Source organism: Micromonospora sp. NPDC006431, assembly GCF_042870725.1.
Taxonomy (GTDB): Bacteria; Actinomycetota; Actinomycetes; order Mycobacteriales; family Micromonosporaceae; genus Micromonospora.
The window spans coordinates 356,085-375,848 of sequence record NZ_JBIAHQ010000001.1 but is presented as its reverse complement, the minus strand read 5'-3'; the positions used below and the strand labels follow the sequence as shown (position 1 = coordinate 375,848).

Here is a 19,764-nt window from a genome sequence, read left to right as displayed (position 1 = left end):
TGAGAGATGATAGAGTTGGTCGGGATCACACAGGAGGGGCGATGACCTTGGCGGACACCATTGCGGCGGCGGAACACCTGGCGCTGATCCTGTCCGAGGGTGGGCTGCAGAAAGCGACCGCGCGGGTGATGGCGGCGTTCCTCTTCGCCGACTCGGAGAGCGTGACCGCCACCGAGCTCACCGAGCAGCTCGGCGTCAGCTCGGGCTCGGTGTCGGGCGCGATCAAGATGCTGTCAACGGTGGGCCTGATCGAGCGGGTGCCGGCACCGGGCAGCCGCCGGGAGCACTACCGGCTGCGGGAGGGTGCCTGGGCGACCCTGATGTCTGCGCAAAACGGCCTGGTCAAGTCCATGTTCGAGGCCGCCGACCAGGGGATAGCCGCCGCGGGAAAGGACAGCCCCGCCGCCCGACGGCTGGCGGAGATGCGGGACTTCTACGGTTTCATGTTCCGCGAACTCCCCGCCTTGGTGGACCGCTGGCGGGCCCAGCGAACCGCCGGGCCAGCTACCGACGCCTGACAGCCGGCCACGGCACCGAAGGGGTTGCGTCCAACCTACTCGCCAGTAGGCTACGGGCATGAGCGAGCGCCAGCGAGCGAATCAGTGCAGTGCGGTGGCGGTGGTGCCTCATGCCGGCACTGCTCACAGTCCGATCCCCGGCCGAGGCCGTATCGACGCTGCGGGATACACCGAGGCGGCCGGGGCTCGGACCGTTCGGCGAAACGGAGGGCCGGCATGAGCGACCGCTACGCGAGCTTCGTCCAAACGGGGGCCGGCCGCGGGCTGGTCAAGCGCCTCGGGCTGCCCGACCCGCCCCGACTGCGCCGGCACACGCCGGGCGACCCGCTCGTTCCCGGGCCGGTCCTGCTCGGCTCGTCGACCGGTGGCCGGCTCGCCGAGCCGGTCGGCAAGATCCTGGCCACCGCCGGGGTCGAACTGCCCGACCCGGCCGCCGCCACCGACGCCACCTCGCGCTTCGCCGCCCTGGTGTACGACGCGACCGGTCTCACCGACTCGACCGAGCTGCGCCAGCTCTACGACTTCTTCCACCCGCACGCCCGGGCCCTGCTTCCCTGCGGCCGGGTGATCGTGCTGGGCACCCCGCCAGCCGAGTGCGACTCGCCCCGCGAGGCGACCGCCCAGCGCGCCCTGGAGGGGCTGACCCGCAGCATCGGCAAGGAGTTCGGCCGGGGCGTCACCGCCCAGCTCGCGTACGTCACGAAGCACGGCGACGCCGGCACCCCGGTCAGCCTGGAGTCCACGCTGCGCTTCCTGCTGTCGGGCCGGTCCGCGTACGTCTCCGGGCAGGTGATCCGGGTCGGCGCCGGCGCGGCCACCCCGCCGGCCGACTGGGGCCGGCCGCTGGACGGCCAGGTGGTCCTGGTCACCGGGGCGGCCCGGGGCATCGGCGCGGCCCTGGCGCGGGTGCTCGCCCGGGACGGCGCCCGGGTGGTGGCGCTGGACATCCCCGCCGCCGGGGACGAGCTGGCCACCGTCGCCAACGAGGTCGGCGGCAGCGCGGTGCAGCTCGACCTGACCGCGGCGGACGCGCCGACCCGGCTGGCCGAGCATCTGGCGAGTCGGCACGGCCGGGTCGACGTGGTGGTGCACAACGCCGGCATCACCCGGGACCGGACACTCGGCCGGATGGACGCCGACCGCTGGGACTCGGTGATCGACGTGAACCTGTCCAGCCAGGAACGGATCAACGACCTGCTGCTGGAGCGCGACCTGATCCCGGCCGGCGGCCGGATCGTCTCGGTCTCCTCGATCGCCGGCATCGCCGGCAACCGGGGGCAGACCAACTACGCGACCAGCAAGGCCGGCGTGATCGGCCTGGTCGACTCGCTCGCCCCGGTGCTGCGCGAACGCGGGATCAGCCTCAACGCGGTCGCGCCCGGGTTTATCGAGACCCGGCTGACCGCCCGGATCCCGTTGCTGATCCGGGAAGCGGGCCGCCGGATGAACAGCATGGCCCAGGGCGGACTGCCGGTGGACGTGGCCGAGACGATCGGCTGGCTCTCGTGGCCGGCGACCGGCGCGGTCAGCGGCAACGTGGTCCGCGTCTGCGGCCAGAGCCTGCTGGGGGCGTGATGGCGCGGCGCAAGCAGCGGCGGCCGGAGGAGCCGGTCGAGGAGCTGTCGGTACACGAGCTGATCGAGGGCCCGACCCAGGACCTCACCGCGGCCCGGGCCGCCGCGGCGCGGACGGCCGGCGAGCCGCGCCCGTCCGCCGACGAGACGCAGGACCTCTCCGGCGCGGCCGCCGAGGTCACCCGGGACCTGTCGGCCGTCGCCGGGGCGGCGGTCGCGCCGGCGACCGTCGGCACCGCGGGGCGCGTCCGCATCGACCTGCCCCGGATGCCGGTGGCCGGCGTCCTCTACCGGCGGGCCCTGCTCGGCGCCCTGCCCGGGATGGGCGGCCGGCGCGGCCAGGAGCTGCCCGAGGTGGAACTCGGCGTGGGCGGGGTGACCGTGGACCGGGCGCACCTGGCCGACTACGACCGGGTCTGCGGCTTCCGGCTCACCGACCGGCTGCCGGCGACGTACGTGCACGTGCTGGGCTTCCCGCTGGCGCTGCGGCTGATGACCGCGGCGGAGTTCCCGATCCCGCTGACCGGGGTGGTACACGTGGCAAACCGGATCACCGTGCACCGGCCGATCGAGGCCGGCGAGACCCTGGACTTCCACACGTACGCCGAGAACCTGCGCCCGCACGAGCGGGGCCGGCAGCTCGACGTGGTGCTGGTCGGCTCGGTCGACGGCACGGAGGTCTGGCGGGGCGTCTCGACGTACCTAGGGAAGGAGCGGAAGGCGGGCGGCGGCCCGCGACGCGGCCGGGGTGACCGCCCGGACCTGCCGGCCGCCGCGGCGCACTGGCGGGTGACCCCCCGGGTGGGTACCGACTACGCCCGGGTCTCCGGCGACCACAACCCGATCCACACCTCGGTGCTCGGGGCACGGCTGTTCGGTTTCCCCCGCCCGATCGCGCACGGCATGTGGAGCAAGGCCCACTGCCTGGCCGCGCTGGAGAGCAGGCTGCCGGAGGCGTATTCGGTGGACGTGGCGTTCAAGCTGCCGGTGCCACTGCCGTCCACGGTGGCCTTCAGCGCCACCGCGGCCGGCGGGACCTGGGATTTCGCCCTGCACGACGCACGGTCCGGCGGGCCGCAGCTGGTGGGCACCGTCCGCTGACCCCAACCCGATGGCCCGACCGCGGCGGACAGGTGACCGGTAAAGAAGGGCCCTTCTCACCGGCGGGTGCGGGGCCGGCAGGGCAGCGGGCGCGGGGCGTGATCCGGCGACTCGGCCCGCCGGCCCGTCCGGCGGCACCAGCATGGGGGCATGGGGGACGTGCTCGACCTGCTGCGCCAGACGGCGACCTCGCCGTGGGCGTACCTGGTGATCTTCGTGGTCACCGCGATCGACGCGTTCTTCCCGCTGCTGCCCGGCGAGACGGTGGTGATCACCGCCGCGGTCTTCGCGGCGGACGGGGAACCCGCCCTGGTCGCGCTGATCGTGGCCGCCGCGCTCGGCGCGCTCGCCGGCGACCACCTCTCGTACGCCATCGGGCGCGGCGGCGGCGCGCACCGGCTGGCCCGGCTGCCCGCCGACAGCCGGCGGCGGGCGAGTTCCGAGTGGGCCCGCCGGGCGGTCGACCGGCGCGGCGGGCTCATCCTGACCACCGCCCGCTACGTCCCCGGCGGCCGGACGGCGGTCACCCTGACCATGGGCGCGGTCCGCTACCCGCTGCGCTGTTTCCTGATGTATGACCTGCTCGCCTGCGCCGCCTGGGCGCTCTACTGCGGGCTGCTCGGCTACTTCGGCGGGCTGACCTTCAAGCAGAACCCGATCCAGGGCCTGCTGCTCGGGGTGGGTCTGTCGCTCGTGGCCACCGGAGTGTTCGAAGCCGTCCGCTGGATCCGCCGCCGGTCCCGGTCGCGCGCCGCCACCCGCCGCTGAGCCGCGCTCAGTCGGCCGGCGGGTGCCAGGTGACGCCGCGCAGGAGGCGGTCGGCGCCGAGCCAGGCGACGTTCATCATCCGGGTGGCGGTCTTCTCCGGGTCCGCCTCCGGGTGGTCGGCGAGCCAGTCGGCCAGCGACTCGCTCGCCCCGACCAGGGCGTACGCGACCACCTCCAGGTCGGTGCCGCGCACCTCGCGCCCCTGTGCGCGCAGCGCGTGGTCGAGCATGCCGGCGACCACCTCGACCAGCCGGCCACGCATGGTGGCCACCTCGGCGGCGAACGGCCGCTCGCCGCGGGCCTGCCGGTAGAGCACCGCCCAGCCGTCGCGGTGCGCGCCGACGAAGCCGAAGAAGGCGCGCAGCCCGCGCCAGAGCCGTTCGTCGGCGGGTAGGTCGGGGGCGGCGGCCCCGGCGATGGCTTCCATCAACCGGGTGCCTTCCCGATGCAAGCAGGCGACGAAGAGTTCTTCCTTCGTGCCGAGATACGCGTAGACCATCGGCTTGGAGATGCCGGCGTCTTCGGCGATCTCGTCCATGCTGGCCGCGTGAAAACCCCTGCGTGAGAACACCTTGACCGCCGCGTCGAGCATCTGCTGTTCGCGTACGGACCGGGGCAGGCGCTTGAAGGTCGGGCTGGACACTCTTGCGAGCATACCTACTCGTGCGTAGGGTTACGGCTGAGTAACCAAAGTCGGCCCGCTCCGGAAGGTGCAATCCCCCATGACTGACTTCGACCCGGCCAATTTCACGAACGTCGGCCCGAAGGAGTTCGCGCAGCTGGTCAAGTCCACCCCTGACGACAAGATCGCCGAGGTCATGTCCGGCGACCTGCGCGGCAAGATCCTGAGCGAGGTCTTCAACCGGATGCCGAGCCTGTTCCGGGCCGACCGCGCCGGCTCCACCAACGCGGTCATCCACTGGAACGTCACCGGTCGCCCCGACGGCGGCACCGACACCTACGAGATCGTCATCGAGAACGGCACCTGCGCCGTCTCCGACACCCCGCAGCGGGACCCGAAGCTCAGCCTCACCATGGGCCCGGTCGAGTTCCTGAAGATCGTCTCCGGTGGTGGCAACCCGGTCATGATGTTCATGACCGGCAAGCTGAAGGCCAAGGGCGACCTGGGCCTCGCCGCCAACATCGCCAACCTGTTCGACATCCCGAAGGCCTGAAGTGGTGGAGTTCTCGCTCGACCTGAACGAGGAACAGCGGGACCTCCGCGACTGGGTGCACGGCTTCGCGGCCGAGGTTGTGCGCCCGGCCGCGGCCGAGTGGGACGCCCGCGAGGAGACGCCCTGGCCGGTCATCCAGGAGGCGGCGAAGGTCGGCCTGTACGGCTTCGAGTTCCTCGCCACCTGCTGGGCCGACCCCACCGGGCTTTCGCTGCCGATCGCCAGCGAGGAGCTGTTCTGGGGCGACGCCGGCATCGGGTTGGGCATCTTCGGCACCTCGCTGGCCGTCGCCGCCATCTACGGCGCGGGCACACCCGACCAGCTCGTCGAATGGGTGCCGCAGTGCTTCGGTGACGTCGACCAGCCCGCGGTCGCCGCGTTCTGCACCACCGAGCCGGAGGCCGGCTCCGACGTCGGGTCGATGCGTACCCGCGCCGTCTACCAGGAGGCCACCGACGAGTGGGTGCTGAGCGGGCAGAAGGCGTACGCCACCAACGGCGGGATCGCCGGGGTGCACGTGGTCACCGCCTCGGTCGACCCCGAGCTGGGCTCGCGGGGGCAGGCCGCATTCGTCGTACCGCCGGGCACGCCGGGGCTCAACGCCACCCGCAAGCTGCGCAAGCTCGGGCTACGCGCGTCCCACACCGCCGACGTCTTCCTCGACGACGTCCGGGTGCCGGGGCGCTGCCTGCTCGGCGGCAAGGAGGCGCTCGACGAGCGGTTGGCCCGGGCCCGCTCCGGGCAGCGCGCCTCCGGCCAGGCGGCGATGCGCACCTTCGAACTGTCCCGCCCGACCGTCGGCGCGCAGGCGCTCGGCGTGGCCCGCGCCGCGTACGAGTACGCCCTCGACTACGCCAAGAACCGGGTCCAGTTCGGCCGCCCGATCATCGAGAACCAGGCGGTCGCGTTCGCGCTCGCCGACATGAGAATGGAGATCGACGCGGCGCGGCTGCTGGTCTGGCGGGCCTCCTGGATGGGCCGCAACAACCGGCCGTTCACCGCGGGCGAGGGCTCGATGTCCAAGCTCAAGGCCGGCGAGGTGGCCGTCTCGGTCACCGAGAAGGCGGTCCAGCTCCTCGGCGGGGCCGGCTTCCTGCGTGACCACCCGGTGGAGCGGTGGTACCGGGACGCCAAGATCTACACCATCTTCGAAGGAACCTCCGAGATCCAGCGCCTGGTCATCTCCCGGGCCATCTCCGGGATGCAGCTCCGCTGATCGCCGGCGGACCCCGATCCGGCCCGCGACGACCGACCGCTGTGCCGAGCGGCACGCCGTCGCGGGTCGGGCCGCCGGTCTCCAGCACAGGCGGCCCAGGCGCTCCGGCGGTGATCACCCCGGCTGGGCGCCGCGCCGCCGCGGGTACCTGATCGAGAGGAGGGTTGCCGCGTGGACCTGCCGTTCGTCGTCGCCACGCTGACCCGACGCGGGCTGCTCAACCCGGGCCGGCCGATCCGGGTCGCCGCCCAACTCGGCGCGCTGCGGCAATGGGGCTGGAGCCTCGCCGGTGAGCTGCGCCAGGCCGCCGCCCGCGACCCCGGGCGCACCGCGATCGTCGACGAGCACGGCGCCACGCTGACGTACCAGGAGCTGCTGGACCGGACGGAACGGCTGGCCCGGTCGATTCGGGCCGGGTTCGGCGTACGGACCGGCGACCGAATCGGCGTGCTCTGCCGCAACCACCACGGGCTGGTCGAGGCGGTCGTCGCGGCGATGCTGCTCGGCGCGGACGCCGTACTGGTGAACACCGGACTCTCCGCGGCACAGCTCGCCACCGTGGCGGAGGAGCAGGCGCTGCGGGTGCTGGTGCACGACGCCGAGTTCGCCGAGCGCATCCTCGGCCTCCCCGCCGACGTGCACCGGGTCGACGAGCGCGCCCGGGACGAACTGATCGCCGGGGCCCTGCCCGGGGAGCAGCTCCAGCCGCCGGAGCGGGACGGGCGGACCATCGTCCTCACCTCCGGCACCACCGGCGCACCCAAGGGCGCCCGCCGGCCCACGCCGAACGGCTTCGGCCCGCTGGTCTCCATCATCGACCGGATCCCGCTGCACGCCCGGGACACGTGATGATCGCCGCCCCGCTCTTCCACACCTGGGGGTACGCCGCCCTCCAGGTGGCGTTCGCCATGCGCGCCACCATCGTGCTGCACCGCCGCTTCGACCCGGCTGCCACGCTGGCCGCCCTGGTGGCGCAGTCCTGCGACGCGCTGTTCGCCGTACCGGTGATGCTGCAGCGGCTGATGGAGGTGCCGGCGCCGGACCCCCGGCCGCCGCTGAAGGTGGTCGCGGTCAGCGGCTCCGCCCTTCCCGGCGGGCTGGCCACCGCGTTCATGGACCGCTACGGCGATGTCCTGCACAACCTCTACGGCTCGACCGAGGTCTCCTGGGCGTCCATCGCCGGCCCGGCCGACCTGCGTGCGGCGCCCAACAGTGCCGGCCGCCCGCCGCACGGCACCCGGCTGGCGATCCTCGACGACGCCGGCGAGCCGGTCGGGGAGGGGCAGGTCGGGCGGATCTTCGTGGGCAACGAGATGCTCTTCGAGGGCTACACCTCGGGGGCCAGCCGGGAGCGCCGCGACGGCCTGCTGGACACCGGTGACCTGGGCCGGCTCGACGACGGCCTGCTCTTCGTCGACGGGCGGGCCGACGACATGATCGTCTCCGGGGGCGAGAATGTCTTCCCCGCCGAGGTCGAGGACCTGATCGCCCGGCTGCCGCAGGTCCGCGAGGTCGCGGTGATCGGCGTACCGGACGCCGAGTACGGCCAGCGGCTCGCCGCGTTCCTGGCCCTGCACCCCGGCGAGACCCTCGACCCGGAGGCGGTCCGCGAGTACGTGCGGCACTACCTGGCCCGCTACTCGGTGCCCCGGGACGTGGTCTTCGTGAAATACCTGCCGCGCAACGCCACCGGCAAGGTGCTCGCCCGCGAGCTACGCCGCTACTACGACTGAGCCAAGGGGCCAAAAGGGACCTACTGCCCTGGGAGGGCGGGATGGTACGTTCCATCCGCCGGCGGTCCCCGGCAGGTCCGTTCACTCGTCCGGGAGCTGCCTCCATGGTCCGACTCCGCCGACGCTGGGCACTCGGCCTCCTCCTCGGCGGCGCCTCCGCCACCGCACTCGGCGCCACCGAACCCGTCCTCGGCCGGCGCCGCGCCGGCACCCTCATCCGCCGCCAGCCCCCGCCGGTCGAGGTGGAGAACCACGCGGCCGGGGAACCCTGGTGGCCGCAGGACGGCCCCCGCGCCGCCGACGACCGGCAGCGCCAGATCCAGGGGTACGCCTCGGCGACCAGCGTCGCCCCCGGGCAGACCGTCGACTTCCACGTCGCCGTCAACCCGGCCGGCCCGTTCCGGATCACCGTCCACCGGCTCGGCTGGTACGACGGCGCCGGCGCCCGCACCATGCTGACCAGCCCCGAGCTGGCCGGGGTGCCGCAACCCGTCCCGGCGGCCGACCCGGCGACCGGCACCATCGCGTGCCGCTGGCCGGTGTCCTGGACCCTGCGGATCCCCGACCACTGGACCTCCGGCCTCTACCAGGCGGTGTTCACCTCGGCTGCGGGCTGGCGCGCCTGCACGCCGTTCGTGGTCCGCGACGACCGGCGCGCCGCCCCGCTCTGCGTGGTGCTGCCGGTGACCACCTGGCAGGCGTACAACCAGTGGCCGACGGACCGGTTGATCGGCAAGAGCCTCTACAACGGCTACACGGCCGGCCGGCGGGACCCCCAGGTCCGGGCCCGGGAGGTCTCGTTCGACCGGCCGTACTCCAACGAGGGCATCCCGATCCACCTCAGCCGGGACCACGACGTCATCCATTGGCTGGAACGCAACCGGTACGACGTCAGCTACGCGACCAACTTCGACCTGCACTCCGGTCGGCTCGACCCGACCCGGCACCAGGGCATCGTGTTCGCCGGGCACGACGAGTACTGGTCGGTGGAGATGCGGCGGGCCGCGGAACGGGCGGTCGCGGCCGGCCGGAGCCTGGCCTTCCTCGGCGCCAACAGCGTCTACTGGCACATCCGGGTCCGGCCAGCCGCCGACGGGCGCGCCGAGCGCGTGGTCGCCTGCGCCAAGACCATGCCCGATCCGGGTCAGGACGGCGCCGGCCCCACTCTCCAGTGGCGCAGCATCCGCCAGCCCGAACAGGCGCTGATCGGCGTGCAATACAACGGCATCGTCGGCGCGCCGCAACCGCTGGTGGTCAACTCGGCGAACCACTGGTTCTGGGCCGGCACGGGGGTGGCCGACGGCGACCGGATCCCCGGGATGGTCGGCGGCGAGGCCGACGGCCTCAACCCCAGGACGCCCCGCCCGGCCGCCGTCACGGCCACCGTGCTGAGCCGGTCGCCCTACCGGACCCGGGAGGGCGGGAGGCGGATGCAGAACACGCACCTGTACGAGACGCCGCAGGGCGGTCTCGTCTTCGCCACCGGCACGCTCTGCTGGACCATGGCGCTGAACCGCCCTGGGCACCGCGACGAGCGGATCGAACGGGCCACCGCCAACCTGCTCGACCGGATCGTCGGCCGCGCCCGAGCCGCGGCCGAGGCCCGGGCGTCCGAGCCCGCCGCGGGATAGCGAAATCGACCGCCCGGCTCGCCGGGTCGGCCGCGCACCACCTTCTGGCGCCTCGGCCGCTCCGCGGGTCGCCCGGTCAGGCGGGGACGGTCACCTGGCCGGCCACCGCCGCGGCGGCGATGTCGGTGCGGTGGTGCGAGCCGGCCAACTCGATGTCCCGTACCAGGGCGTAGGCGGCATCCCGAGCGGCGGCCAGGTCCGGGCCGGTGGCCGTACCGCAGACGACCCGGCCCCCGGCGGAGCGCAGCGTGCCGTCGGCGTCCCGGCGGGTGCCGGCGTGGATGACCCCGGGGCGGTCCGCGCCGGTGATCACGTCGCCGGTACGCGGCGCCGCCGGGTATCCCTCGGCGGCCACCACGACGGTGACCGCCGCGCCGTCCCGCCAGCGCAGCGGCGGGTGCGCGGCCAGCGTGCCGGTGGCGGCGGCGTGCAGCAGCCCGGCGAGCGGCGTCTCCAGCAGGGCGAGGACGACCTGGGTCTCCGGGTCTCCGAAGCGGGCATTGAACTCGATCACGCGGGGGCCGACGGCGGTGATCGCCAGGCCCACGTAGAGCAGGCCCGCGAACGGGGTGCCCCGGCGGCGCATCTCGACCAGCGTCGGGTGCACGACGTCGCGCATCACCTCGTCCACCAGGCCGGGCGGCGCCCAGGGCAGCGGCGCGTACGCGCCCATGCCGCCGGTGTTCGGGCCGGTGTCACCGTCGCCGACCCGCTTGAAGTCCTGCGCGGGCAGCAGCGGCAGGGCCGCCTCCCCGTCGGTGACCACGAAGAGGGAGACCTCGGGGCCGGCCAGGTACTCCTCGACCACCACCCGGCCGCAGTCCTGTGCGTGCTCTTCGGCGACCGCCCGGTCGCTGGTCACCACGACGCCCTTGCCGGCGGCCAGCCCGTCGTTCTTCACCACGTACGGCGGCCCGAACTCGTCCAGCGCCCTGCCGGTGCTCTCCTGCTCCGTGCAGGTGTACGCCCGCGCGGTCGGCACCTTGGCGGCGGTCATCACGTCCTTGGCGAACGTCTTGGAACCCTCCAGCCGGGCCGCCTCCGCCGACGGGCCGAACACGGCGATGCCCTTGGCGCGTACCGCGTCGGCGACGCCGGCCACCAGCGGCGCCTCCGGCCCGATCACCACCAGGTCGGCACCCACCTCGACGGCGAGCGCCGCCACCGCCGCCGGATCGGTCGGAGCAACGTCCCGCAGCTCAGCCACCGACGCGATCCCAGGATTCCCCGGCGCCGCGATCAGCGCCGTGACGGACGGATCACCGGCCAACCCGAGCGCGAGCGCGTGCTCCCGCCCCCCACCACCCACAAGCAAAACCCGCACAACCCCGCATCCTACTGACCCCACCTCCCCACCCCGTTGATCAAGGAGTTTGCGTCTCAATTCCGCCTCTGGACGGCCGAAACTTCTTGATCGACACAGAATGGTCAGCCATGCCGGTGGATCAGCGGTGGCGGAGGGCTTGCTTGACGGTCTCAGGGATGTAATCGGGGCGAAGGGTGTCGGACCAGGTGAACCGGAGAACCACCCAACCGGCGTTGACCAGGCGGTTCTGCCTGAATCGGTCCTCGTAGACCGCCTGGGGTGTGCGGTGAGGGTCCTTGCCATCGGCTTCCGCGATCACCCGAGCTCGACGCCAGCCGAGGTCTCCTATGCCGAGCAGATAGCCGTCCTCATCGCGGACCTCGAGTTGAAGCGCCTCGGGTGGTACGCCTCCGTCTACACACCGCAGCCGCGTGCGGGTCTCCAACGGCGACTGCGCCCGGCCGTCCGCCTCCGCCAGACATCGTCTGGCCGCCACGGCTCCGCGCCTACCTGCGAGGAGGGCCGGGATGGCCGAAAGATCCGCCTCGGTGAGCAGTCGCCGGTTGAGCGCGGAATCCAGGAGACAGACCGCCGGATAGCGATCCACCCGGAGGATGACGTCGGCGACGGTACGGATCGGGGTCGTGACAGATGTACCAGCAAGGCTGATCACATCGGCCTCGTTGAGGGTGAGCTGGTGCACCACGAGATCCGGATCGGTGAGGCGCTGCGGGCGGGGGCAATCCACCGGCACCGACACATGGATCGCCGGTGCCGCCCTGACGCCGCTGATGCGATGCATCTCGGCGGCCGTGTGGAGGACCACCACGGCACCGGGCCCCAGACTGCGGACGGCCGCACGGATCCGGGCCAGTCGCAGCGTGCCCACGTCCAGCTCAGGAGCTGGCACGAAGCAACCGCGCGCCACCCTGATCCAGCGCCCGGACCGGGCCAGATGACGGATCTGATCCCGGCTGAAGCCCGCAGCCAACGCCTGGACGGCCGTCACCACGCCGCCCTGCCGGGCAGCCATCCGATTCAAAAGATCGAGATCACCCACCCACCCAGGCTGCCGACATCCCCGGCCGCCCCGCCGCCCCTGTGGACAACCACCGACCTCCTGTGGACAACCCTGACCCTCGGCGGCGTTGATCAAGGAGTTTGCGTCTGTCCGGCTTCAAATCCAGACGCAAACTCCTTGATCAACCACGCTTCTCGGGTGGGGGTGGGGGTGGGGGTGGGGGTGGGGGTGGGGGTTAGAGGAGGGGGTGGCGGAGGACGTTTTCGTCGCGGCCGGGGCCGACCCCGACGACGCTGACCTGGGTGCCGGTTAGTTCCTCGATGCGCGCGATGTAGCGGCGCGCGTTCTCGGGGAGTTCGTCCTCGGTGCGGGCCTTGGTGATGTCCTCCCACCAGCCGTCGAGCTCTTCATAGATCGGCGTCGCGTGGTGGAAGTCGGTCTGCGTCATCGGCATGTCGTCGACCCGCTCGCCGTTGATCTCGTACCCGACGCAGATCGGCACCTTGGGCAGGCCGGTGAGCACGTCCAGCTTGGTGACGACCAGATCGGTGACCCCGTTGAGGCGGCACGCGTACCGGGCCACGACGGCGTCGAACCAGCCGGCCCGGCGCTCCCGGCCGGTGGTGGTGCCGTACTCGTGGCCGATCTTGACAAGGTGCCGGCCGTTGTCGTCGAAGAGCTCGGTCGGGAACGGTCCCGCGCCCACCCGGGTGGTGTACGCCTTGCTGACCGCGATGACCTTGGTGATCGCGGTGGGCGGGATGCCCGCGCCCACGCACGCCCCACCGGCCGTCGGGTTCGACGACGTCACGAAGGGGTACGTGCCGTGGTCCATGTCGAGCATGGTGGCCTGGGCACCCTCCAGCAGGACCGTCTCGCCCCGGTCCAGCGCGTCCCAGAGCATCGCCCGGGTCTCGGCGATGTACGGCTTGAGCCGCTCGGCGTACCCGAGGTACTCCTCGATCGTCGCGTCGACGTCGATCGCCTTGCGGTTGTAGACCTTGAACAGCACCTGGTTCTTCTCGCGGAGCGCCAGCTCCAGCTTCTTGCGCAGGATGCCGGGGTCGAGCAGGTCCTGGAGCCGGATGCCCATCCGGGCGACCTTGTCCCCGTACGCGGGGCCGATGCCGCGGCCGGTCGTGCCGATCCGGGACGAGCCGAGGTAACGCTCGACCACCCGGTCCAGCGCCCGGTGGTGCGGCATGATCAGGTGCGCGTCGCCGGAGATGCGCAGCCGGGAGACGTCCACGCCCCGCTCGGCGAGACCGTCGATCTCCTCCAGCAGCACCTTCGGGTCGACCACCACGCCGTTGCCGATCACGATCATCGCGCTCGGCGAGAGCGCGCCGGACGGCATGAGGTGCAGCGCATACTTCTGGCCGTCCGGGGTGATCACCGTGTGCCCGGCGTTGTTGCCGCCGGAGTAGCGCACCACGTAGTCGACCCGCCCACCCAGCAGGTCGGTAACCTTGCCCTTGCCCTCGTCGCCCCACTGGGCGCCGAGGAGCACGATCGCTGGCATCTTCTCCGCCTCCAAGAGGCTCGGGTGCCAGGTGGCGACCGGTCAGCGAGCCCGGGGTGTCAGGCTAACAAGAGGTAACGGCGGGACCGGCAGGGGTTCGTCGAGAAGCAGGAGGCTCCTTCGTGTACGACGTGGTGCTGCTCAGCCTCGGCTCGGCGCGTGACGCGCCCGGCGGCGGCTGCGGCAGCGGCGGGGCCTGCTGCGGTGGCGCCGACGAAGCCGGCGGCGCGACGTCCGAGGAGCGCTGCGAGACCCCGCGCGTACCGGTGCTGGCCTGCGCGGACGCGCTGACCGCCCGGGGTGCCCGGGTGGAGACGGTCACCGCCCGCTCGGACGCCGACATCGACCAGGTGCTGGCCCGGCTCGACGGACCGCCGCGGGCGGACGGCCTCACCTGGCCCGATCCGGACGGCAAGACCCGCCTGGTGGTCGCCACGGCCAGTGACGGGCAGTTGCGCGCCGTGCTGCGCCGGCTGGTCCGGCGGTACGCTCCGCCGCCGAGCCGCCGTCCGGCCGACCTGCCCGGCAACCGGACGGTCCCGGACCTGCCGCCGGTCGGCGTACTCCCGCTTGATCCGGCCCGGACCGGGGCGGCCCGTGACCTGGCCGCCCAGCTCGGGTTGCCGCGCGACCCGGCGGCGGTGGCCGCCGCGGTGCTGGACGGCACCGCCCGCCGGCTCGACCTGCTGCGCAACGACGGCGGCTCGGTGACCCTGGACGGCGCGCTGCTCGGCGCGGCCGACGACGCGGGCCGGCCGCTGCACTGGCGCGGCCGGGTCGAGGTCGACGACGCGATCCTCTCCGACGGCGAGGAAGCGATCATGGCCTGCGCGATCGGCAACGCCGCCGGGTACGCGCGCCTCGACGACGTGACGCTGCTGGCCGACCCGGACCCGACCGACGGCCGGGTCGAGGTGGCGGTGGCCGTTCCGGTGGTCACCCGCTCCAGGTTGGGCCGCAGACGGGTACGCCTCGAGGTACGCCGGGCCCGGGGCCGGGCGGTGGCGGTCGTGCCCCGCGACGAGAAGGTGCCCTTCCTCGACGACGGCGTCGAGGGCGAACTGAACCGGAAGCGGTCCTGGTGGACCGAGCCGGGCGCCTGGGCGGTCTGGACGTCCTGACCTCCGTCGATCTCGTGCGGCCCCCCGGCTGACCGGACGGCCTATCCTCGGCGGGAGGAAGGGGGAGGAACCGTGGTGCACGAGAACGCCGACCGGGCCCACGTACCGGGCCATCCGCAGGTGCCGGAGCGGGACATCGAACCGCTCTGGCCGCCGGAGCAGACCGACCCGACCACCGCCGTTCCGCCCTGGGCGGCTCCCAGCCAACCAGGCGCGCCCGCCTGGCCCGCCCCGCCCCCGCATGCCGCCGCACCGGCGTCCGGCGGGCCGGTGGGCGGCGCGCCCACCGAGCCGGCCCGGGGCGCCACGGCCACCGGCGCGGCGACGGACGACGTGACGCGGGCGGGCGGCACCGGCAACGGGACGCCCGCGCCCCGCCCGGCGCAGCCTCCGGTCGACCTGGACCTCCCGTTCACCCTCGACCAACCGGCGGTCGCCCCGAGCAGGTCCACGGGCGCCGATGGCCCGTCGGCCGGCACCCCGGCGGCCGGGTCGGCATCGGCCGGCGCGGGGGCGGGCGGCGGATCCGGCGCCCCGGACCGGTCCTCGAACGGGTCCGGGCAGGCCGACGACTCCCCGGCCAGCACCGGCAGCCGGACGGATTCGCCCTGGGCCCAGCCGCCGCAGCGGTCGACCACCGGGCCGGCCGAGCCGGCCACCGACGCGCCAGGTCCGGACGCCGTGCCGCCCGCCGAGGGGCAGCCGGACGCTCCGCCGCCGCCCCGGCTCGGGCCGTTCCCGCCTTCCCCGGGCGTGCCGCTCCCGCAGTCCGCGTACGGGAACGGCACGGGCTATCCGCCGGGGCCGGGCGGGTACGGGCAGCCGGACGGGTCGGCGTACCCGCCGCCACCCGCGGCGGGCGGGCCCGTGTCGCCCACCCCGACACCGGGCTGGTATCCGTCCGCCTGGCCCCAGCAGGGCACCCCGCCGCCGCAGCCCGGCCCGCCGCAGCAGCCGGTGCCCGCCGCGTACCCGGAGCCGGCCTGGACGCCGGAGGGCGGGGCGCCCCCGACCGCGGAGGACTTCGCCCGGCGCCGGCAGGCCCGGCCGCTCGATCCGGTGGCCACCATGGGCGTCCGGGCGGTGGTGAACCGGCTCGGCCTGGTCCGGCTCCCACCCGGGCAGCACGAGCAGGAGGTACGGCGCGACATCGAGATGGTCCGCCGCAACTTCGGCGGGCTGCGCCAGGTGACCGTGGTCAACCCGAAGGGCGGCGCCGGCAAGACGGTGGCCATCCTGCTGCTCGCCATGACCTTCGGCCAGAAACGCGGCGGATACGTGCTGGCCTGGGACAACAACGAGACCCAGGGGACCCTCGGGATGCGGGCCCAGCAGGACTTCCACTCGCGTACGGTGCGGGACATGCTGCGCGACCTGGCCCAGTTCCAGGGCGCGCACGGCCGGGTCGGCGACCTGTCGCAGTACGTCCGCTCGCAGGGCGAGGGGATGTTCGACGTGCTCGCCTCGGACGAGTCGGCGACTGGCGGCGAGATGCTCACGGCGGCGGCGTTCGCCGAGATCCGCGAGGTGGTCAGCCGCTTCTACAAGCTGATCTTTGTGGACACCGGGAACAACGTGCGGGCGCAGAACTGGCAGGCCGCGATGGACGCCACCGACCAACTCGTGGTCACCATGTCGGCGCGCAACGACTCGGCGGAGACCGCCGCGCGGATGCTCGACCACCTGGAGCAGAGCGGCCGGCAGCGGCTGGTCCGGCAGGCGGTGACGGTGGTGTCGATGCCGCCGTCGCGCAAGGAGATCGACCTGCCGGCCATCCAGGGGCACTTCGCCGCCCGGACCCGGGCGGTGCTGCTCGCGCCGTACGAGCGGCTCATCGACACCGGCGAGCCGATCCGGTACGGGCAGCTCTCCTCGGCCACCCGGGACGCCTGGCTGAAGATCGCCGCCGCCGTGGCGGAAGGACTGTGACCAGGCGCGACGGCCGGCCCGACCCGGTGGTCGGACCGGCCGTCGACGCGGTTCAGTGGCTGGCGAGGGCGTCCGCGGCGGCCGGGTCGCAGTCGCGGAGGAACTGGGCGCAGCGGGCCGCCTCGTCGGCCTCGCCGATCTCGCCGGCGGCTCGGGAGAGCACGTAGAGGCAGCGGAGGAAGCCCCGGTTGGGCTTGTGCGACCAGGGCACCGGGCCGTGCCCCTTCCAGCCGGCGCGGCGCAGCTGGTCCAGTCCGCGGTGGTAGCCGGAACGCGCGTAGGCGTATGCCGGGACGACCTGGCCCGCGGCGAGCGCCCGGGCGGCCAGTGCCGCCCAGGCCGCGCTGTGGGCCGGGAAGCGGGCCGCGACGTCCTGGTACGCCTCGTCGGTGTCCTGCTCGGCGGCGGCGGCCAGCGCGGCGTCGGCCTCCTCGTGCGCGGGCAGGAGGGTGGCCGGTGGCTCAGGCAACAGGTTCTGCATCGCCCCATTCAACCCGCTTCGCGCCGGGGTACGCGAGGGGGTCCGGCGAGCCGGTCAACTGAACGGCTGAGGGGTTCGTCACGCCTGCGGCGGGCCGGCACGTACCCCCGGCCCATGCCACCCGGAGATATTTTCCACTACAACTAAAGATCCGGAGCCTCCCCAGGACCCGGTTATGCAGGAGCCCGGTGGCCTGGCCGCCGGGCTCCTGTCCGTCCGGCCGGCGTTTGGCCGGCTTGCCCGGCCGGGGCAGGATGATCTCGTGCCGACCCCACCTCCCGCGGACGTCATCGAGCCGCACGACACCAGCATCGACGAGATCGAGACCCGGGCCGAGTTCGACCGGCGGCTGGCCGAGGGCACCCTCGCCGGGCTGACCGTGCAGGGCCTCCGCCTCGACCTCGACCCGGTCCCCGACCTGCGCGGCGTCGAGGTCGCCGGAACCCTCTTCGTGGGCTGCCGGTTCGCCGGCCGGCAGGTCGGCGCGGACCTGGTCCGGCGCGGTGCCAACGTGGTGCCGCCCTTCTCCGGGCTGCCCTACCCCACCCAGCCGGCCCACCTCTACACCGCCGACGAACTGGCCGCCGGTTTCACGGACGGCGGCTTCGCCGGGATGTACGACACCCGGGTGTACGCGCACTTCCGGGCGCACGGCGGCGCGCTGCCGGACGTCCGGGAGGCGCTCGGCCAGCGGCTGCACGACCACGGGGTGGACAACGCCCTGGCCGATGCCACCCGGACCTGGCTGGCGGTGCACGGGCCGCAGTCCGTGGTGGGTGTGATGGGCGGGCACGCGGTGCCGCGCGGCAGCGCCGCGTACCGGATGGCGGCGGTGCTGGGCTGGGAGCTGGCGCGGGCCGACCGGCTGGTGGTGACCGGCGGCGGGCCCGGCGTGATGGAGGCGGCGAACCTGGGCGCCTTCCTCGCGGCTTGGCCGGCGGAGGAGCTGACCGCGGCGATCGACCTGCTCGCCACCGCCCCCGACTTCACCGACCACGACCGCTACACCGAGGTCGCGCTCCGGGTCCGGGAGCGGTACGCCGCCGGGCCGACGCTGCCCGCGCCCCGTCCCGCTGCGGCCGGCACCGAGTGGGCCCGCTCCGGCGGGCTGGCCATCCCCACCTGGCTGTACGGGCACGAGCCAGCGAACCTGTTCGCCGGGCGGATCGCCAAGTACTTCTCCAACGCGATCCGGGAGGACACCATCCTGCGGCTGGCCCGGGGCGGGATCGTCTTCGCGCCCGGTCGGGCCGGGACGGTGCAGGAGGTGTTCCAGGCGGCCACCAAGACCTACTACGGCACCGACGGGGCCAGCGGCGCGTACGTGTTCCTAGACCGGACCTACTGGACCACCGAACTGCCGGTCGAGTCGCTGCTGCGGCCGCTGCTGGCCGCCTCCCCCTTCGGCGACCTGTCGTCCACGGTGCACCTCACCGACGACGTGCGGGAGGCGGTCCGGCTGCTCACCGCCGCGTGAGACCCGAACGGCCGGCTCCCGTTGCGGGGAGCCGGCCGCCGTGACGGGCTGGTGGACTACTTGTTCATCGTGGTGCCGGTGGAGCGCAGCGCCTCGCAGGCCTCGACGACCCGGGCGGCCATGCCGGCCTCGGCGGCCTTGCCCCAGACCCGCGGGTCGTACATCTTCTTGTTGCCGACCTCGCCGTCGACCTTGAGCACGCCGTCGTAGTTGCGGAACATGTGGTCCGCCACCGGCCGGGTGAAGCAGTACTGGGTGTCGGTGTCGATGTTCATCTTCACCACGCCGTAGTCCAGCGCCTCGCGGATCTCCGACAGCAGCGAGCCGGAACCGCCGTGGAAGACCAGGCTGAGCGGCTTCTCCTTGCCGTACTTGGCGCCGACCGCCACCTGGATGTGGTTGAGCACCTCGGGGCGGAGCTTGACGTTGCCCGGCTTGTAGACGCCGTGCACGTTGCCGAAGGTCAGCGCCGCCATGTAGCGGCCCTTCTCGCCGAGGCCGAGCGCCTCGACCATGGCCAGGCCGTCCTCGACGGTGGTGTAGAGCTTCTCGTTGATGGCGTTCTCGACGCCGTCCTCCTCGCCGCCGACCACGCCGACCTCGATCTCGAGGACGATCTTGCCCTTGGCGGCCTCGGTGAGCAGCTCCTCGGCGATCTGCAGGTTCTCCGGCACCGGCACGGCCGAGCCGTCCCACATGTGCGACTGGAACAGCGGCTCCTTGCCGCGCTGCACCCGCTCCTGGGAGATCTTCATCAGCGGCCGGACGAACTTGTCCAGCTTGTCCTTCGGGCAGTGGTCGGTGTGCAGGGCGATGTTGACCGGGTAGTGCTTCGCCACCTCGTGGGCGTACTTCGCGAAGGCGACCGCGCCGCTGACCATGTCCTTAACGGACGGGCCGGAGAGGTACTCGGCGCCACCGGTGGAGACCTGGATGATGCCGTCGCTCTCCGCGTCGGCGAAGCCCTTCAGCGCCGCGTTCAGCGTCTGCGACGACGTCACGTTGATGGCCGGGTACGCGTAGTGGCCGGCCTTGGCGCGATCCAGCATCTCCGCGTAAGCCTCGGGGGAAGCGATGGGCATGTCGAACGCTCCTTACTTACCACTGTCGGCCGTGCAGGCCGCTGTCTTCCTTGGGTGCGCCGGACCGCGCTGTCCACCGCGGGCAGTATCCCGTAGCAGGCGGCGACCG

Annotated in this window: 16 protein-coding genes and 1 pseudogene; 11 read left to right on the top strand and 6 right to left on the bottom strand. The window is 73.3% G+C overall.

Annotation, left to right across the window (positions count from 1 at the left end):
- Window positions 1-41: 41 nt before the first annotated feature.
- The 4 genes from ACFYM6_RS01845 to ACFYM6_RS01830 all read left to right on the top strand — a co-directional run bounded on the left by ACFYM6_RS01845 (window position 42) and on the right by ACFYM6_RS01830 (window position 3,961).
- Window positions 42-518, top strand: a complete 477-nt coding sequence (locus ACFYM6_RS01845) for a GbsR/MarR family transcriptional regulator (protein WP_387271297.1) — start codon at window positions 42-44, stop codon at window positions 516-518.
- 216 nt (window positions 519-734) lie between these two features.
- Window positions 735-2,093, top strand: coding sequence for a 3-oxoacyl-ACP reductase (locus ACFYM6_RS01840; protein ID WP_387271295.1), 1,359 nt, complete (start codon window positions 735-737; stop codon window positions 2,091-2,093).
- Complete coding sequence (locus ACFYM6_RS01835; protein WP_387271293.1) at window positions 2,093-3,193, top strand: MaoC/PaaZ C-terminal domain-containing protein; 1,101 nt, start codon at window positions 2,093-2,095, stop codon at window positions 3,191-3,193. The genes ACFYM6_RS01840 and ACFYM6_RS01835 overlap by 1 nt, the downstream gene beginning before the upstream one ends.
- 150 nt (window positions 3,194-3,343) lie before the next feature.
- Window positions 3,344-3,961, top strand: a complete 618-nt coding sequence (locus ACFYM6_RS01830) for a DedA family protein (protein ID WP_387271291.1) — start codon at window positions 3,344-3,346, stop codon at window positions 3,959-3,961.
- Between the two features lie 7 nt (window positions 3,962-3,968).
- Here the strand turns inward: ACFYM6_RS01830 and ACFYM6_RS01825 are convergent, their stop codons facing one another.
- On the bottom strand, window positions 3,969-4,616 hold the full coding sequence (locus ACFYM6_RS01825) for a TetR/AcrR family transcriptional regulator (protein WP_387271289.1): 648 nt from the start codon (window positions 4,614-4,616) through the stop codon (window positions 3,969-3,971).
- Window positions 4,617-4,683: 67 nt separating this feature from the next.
- Here ACFYM6_RS01825 and ACFYM6_RS01820 point away from each other — a divergent pair, with 67 nt between their 5' ends.
- The 4 genes and pseudogenes from ACFYM6_RS01820 (at window position 4,684) to ACFYM6_RS01805 (ending at window position 9,716) form a co-directional block, all read left to right on the top strand.
- A complete protein-coding gene (locus tag ACFYM6_RS01820) occupies window positions 4,684-5,136 on the top strand; it encodes an SCP2 sterol-binding domain-containing protein (RefSeq protein ID WP_387271287.1) in 453 nt (150 codons plus the stop codon).
- Between the two features lies 1 nt (window position 5,137).
- Window positions 5,138-6,352, top strand: coding sequence for an acyl-CoA dehydrogenase family protein (locus tag ACFYM6_RS01815; protein WP_387271285.1), 1,215 nt, complete (start codon window positions 5,138-5,140; stop codon window positions 6,350-6,352).
- 171 nt (window positions 6,353-6,523) lie between these two features.
- A pseudogene (locus ACFYM6_RS01810) lies at window positions 6,524-8,085 on the top strand (AMP-binding protein).
- A gap of 104 nt (window positions 8,086-8,189) precedes the next feature.
- On the top strand, window positions 8,190-9,716 hold the full coding sequence (locus ACFYM6_RS01805; protein WP_387271283.1) for a N,N-dimethylformamidase beta subunit family domain-containing protein: 1,527 nt from the start codon (window positions 8,190-8,192) through the stop codon (window positions 9,714-9,716).
- A gap of 76 nt (window positions 9,717-9,792) precedes the next feature.
- Here the strand turns inward: ACFYM6_RS01805 and purD are convergent, their stop codons facing one another.
- The 3 genes from purD to ACFYM6_RS01790 form a co-directional block, all read right to left on the bottom strand.
- Window positions 9,793-11,040 (bottom strand): phosphoribosylamine--glycine ligase, encoded by a 1,248-nt coding sequence (gene purD / locus ACFYM6_RS01800; protein ID WP_387271280.1) that lies wholly within the window; start codon window positions 11,038-11,040, stop codon window positions 9,793-9,795.
- A 121-nt stretch (window positions 11,041-11,161) separates the two neighbouring features.
- Window positions 11,162-12,082, bottom strand: coding sequence for a type IV toxin-antitoxin system AbiEi family antitoxin domain-containing protein (locus ACFYM6_RS01795; RefSeq protein WP_387271278.1), 921 nt, complete (start codon window positions 12,080-12,082; stop codon window positions 11,162-11,164).
- A gap of 196 nt (window positions 12,083-12,278) precedes the next feature.
- Entirely contained in the window at window positions 12,279-13,565 is a 1,287-nt protein-coding gene (locus ACFYM6_RS01790; RefSeq protein ID WP_387271277.1) for an adenylosuccinate synthase, read from the bottom strand.
- A gap of 122 nt (window positions 13,566-13,687) precedes the next feature.
- Here ACFYM6_RS01790 and ACFYM6_RS01785 point away from each other — a divergent pair, with 122 nt between their 5' ends.
- Together ACFYM6_RS01785 and ACFYM6_RS01780 are read left to right on the top strand one after the other, a co-directional pair.
- Window positions 13,688-14,686, top strand: coding sequence for a hypothetical protein (locus ACFYM6_RS01785; protein ID WP_387271275.1), 999 nt, complete (start codon window positions 13,688-13,690; stop codon window positions 14,684-14,686).
- 72 nt (window positions 14,687-14,758) lie between these two features.
- Entirely contained in the window at window positions 14,759-16,615 is a 1,857-nt protein-coding gene (locus tag ACFYM6_RS01780) for a chromosome partitioning protein (protein ID WP_387271273.1), read from the top strand.
- A 52-nt stretch (window positions 16,616-16,667) separates the two neighbouring features.
- On the opposite strand, the gene ACFYM6_RS01775 is transcribed toward ACFYM6_RS01780, so the two are convergent.
- Window positions 16,668-17,096, bottom strand: coding sequence for a DUF3151 domain-containing protein (locus tag ACFYM6_RS01775; RefSeq protein ID WP_387271271.1), 429 nt, complete (start codon window positions 17,094-17,096; stop codon window positions 16,668-16,670).
- A 262-nt stretch (window positions 17,097-17,358) separates the two neighbouring features.
- Between ACFYM6_RS01775 and ACFYM6_RS01770 the strand changes: the two genes are divergently transcribed.
- Window positions 17,359-18,573 (top strand): LOG family protein, encoded by a 1,215-nt coding sequence (locus tag ACFYM6_RS01770; protein ID WP_387271269.1) that lies wholly within the window; start codon window positions 17,359-17,361, stop codon window positions 18,571-18,573.
- Between the two features lie 56 nt (window positions 18,574-18,629).
- Here ACFYM6_RS01770 and fbaA read toward each other — a convergent pair whose 3' ends face one another.
- Entirely contained in the window at window positions 18,630-19,655 is a 1,026-nt protein-coding gene (gene fbaA / locus ACFYM6_RS01765) for a class II fructose-bisphosphate aldolase (RefSeq protein ID WP_073835029.1), read from the bottom strand.
- Window positions 19,656-19,764: the final 109 nt, after the last annotated feature.

Excerpts from the sequence above, each read along its gene's own strand:
- ACFYM6_RS01845 (WP_387271297.1), top strand. The coding sequence starts at position 42 with ATGACCTTGGCGGACACCATTGCGGCGGCGGAACACCTGGCGCTGATC.
- ACFYM6_RS01840 (WP_387271295.1), top strand. The coding sequence starts at position 735 with ATGAGCGACCGCTACGCGAGCTTCGTCCAAACGGGGGCCGGCCGCGGG.
- ACFYM6_RS01835 (WP_387271293.1), top strand. The coding sequence starts at position 2,093 with ATGGCGCGGCGCAAGCAGCGGCGGCCGGAGGAGCCGGTCGAGGAGCTG.
- ACFYM6_RS01830 (WP_387271291.1), top strand. The coding sequence starts at position 3,344 with ATGGGGGACGTGCTCGACCTGCTGCGCCAGACGGCGACCTCGCCGTGG.
- ACFYM6_RS01825 (WP_387271289.1), bottom strand. The coding sequence starts at position 4,616 with ATGCTCGCAAGAGTGTCCAGCCCGACCTTCAAGCGCCTGCCCCGGTCC.
- ACFYM6_RS01820 (WP_387271287.1), top strand. The coding sequence starts at position 4,684 with ATGACTGACTTCGACCCGGCCAATTTCACGAACGTCGGCCCGAAGGAG.
- ACFYM6_RS01805 (WP_387271283.1), top strand. The coding sequence starts at position 8,190 with ATGGTCCGACTCCGCCGACGCTGGGCACTCGGCCTCCTCCTCGGCGGC.
- ACFYM6_RS01790 (WP_387271277.1), bottom strand. The coding sequence starts at position 13,565 with ATGCCAGCGATCGTGCTCCTCGGCGCCCAGTGGGGCGACGAGGGCAAG.
- ACFYM6_RS01775 (WP_387271271.1), bottom strand. The coding sequence starts at position 17,096 with ATGCAGAACCTGTTGCCTGAGCCACCGGCCACCCTCCTGCCCGCGCAC.
- fbaA (WP_073835029.1), bottom strand. The coding sequence starts at position 19,655 with ATGCCCATCGCTTCCCCCGAGGCTTACGCGGAGATGCTGGATCGCGCC.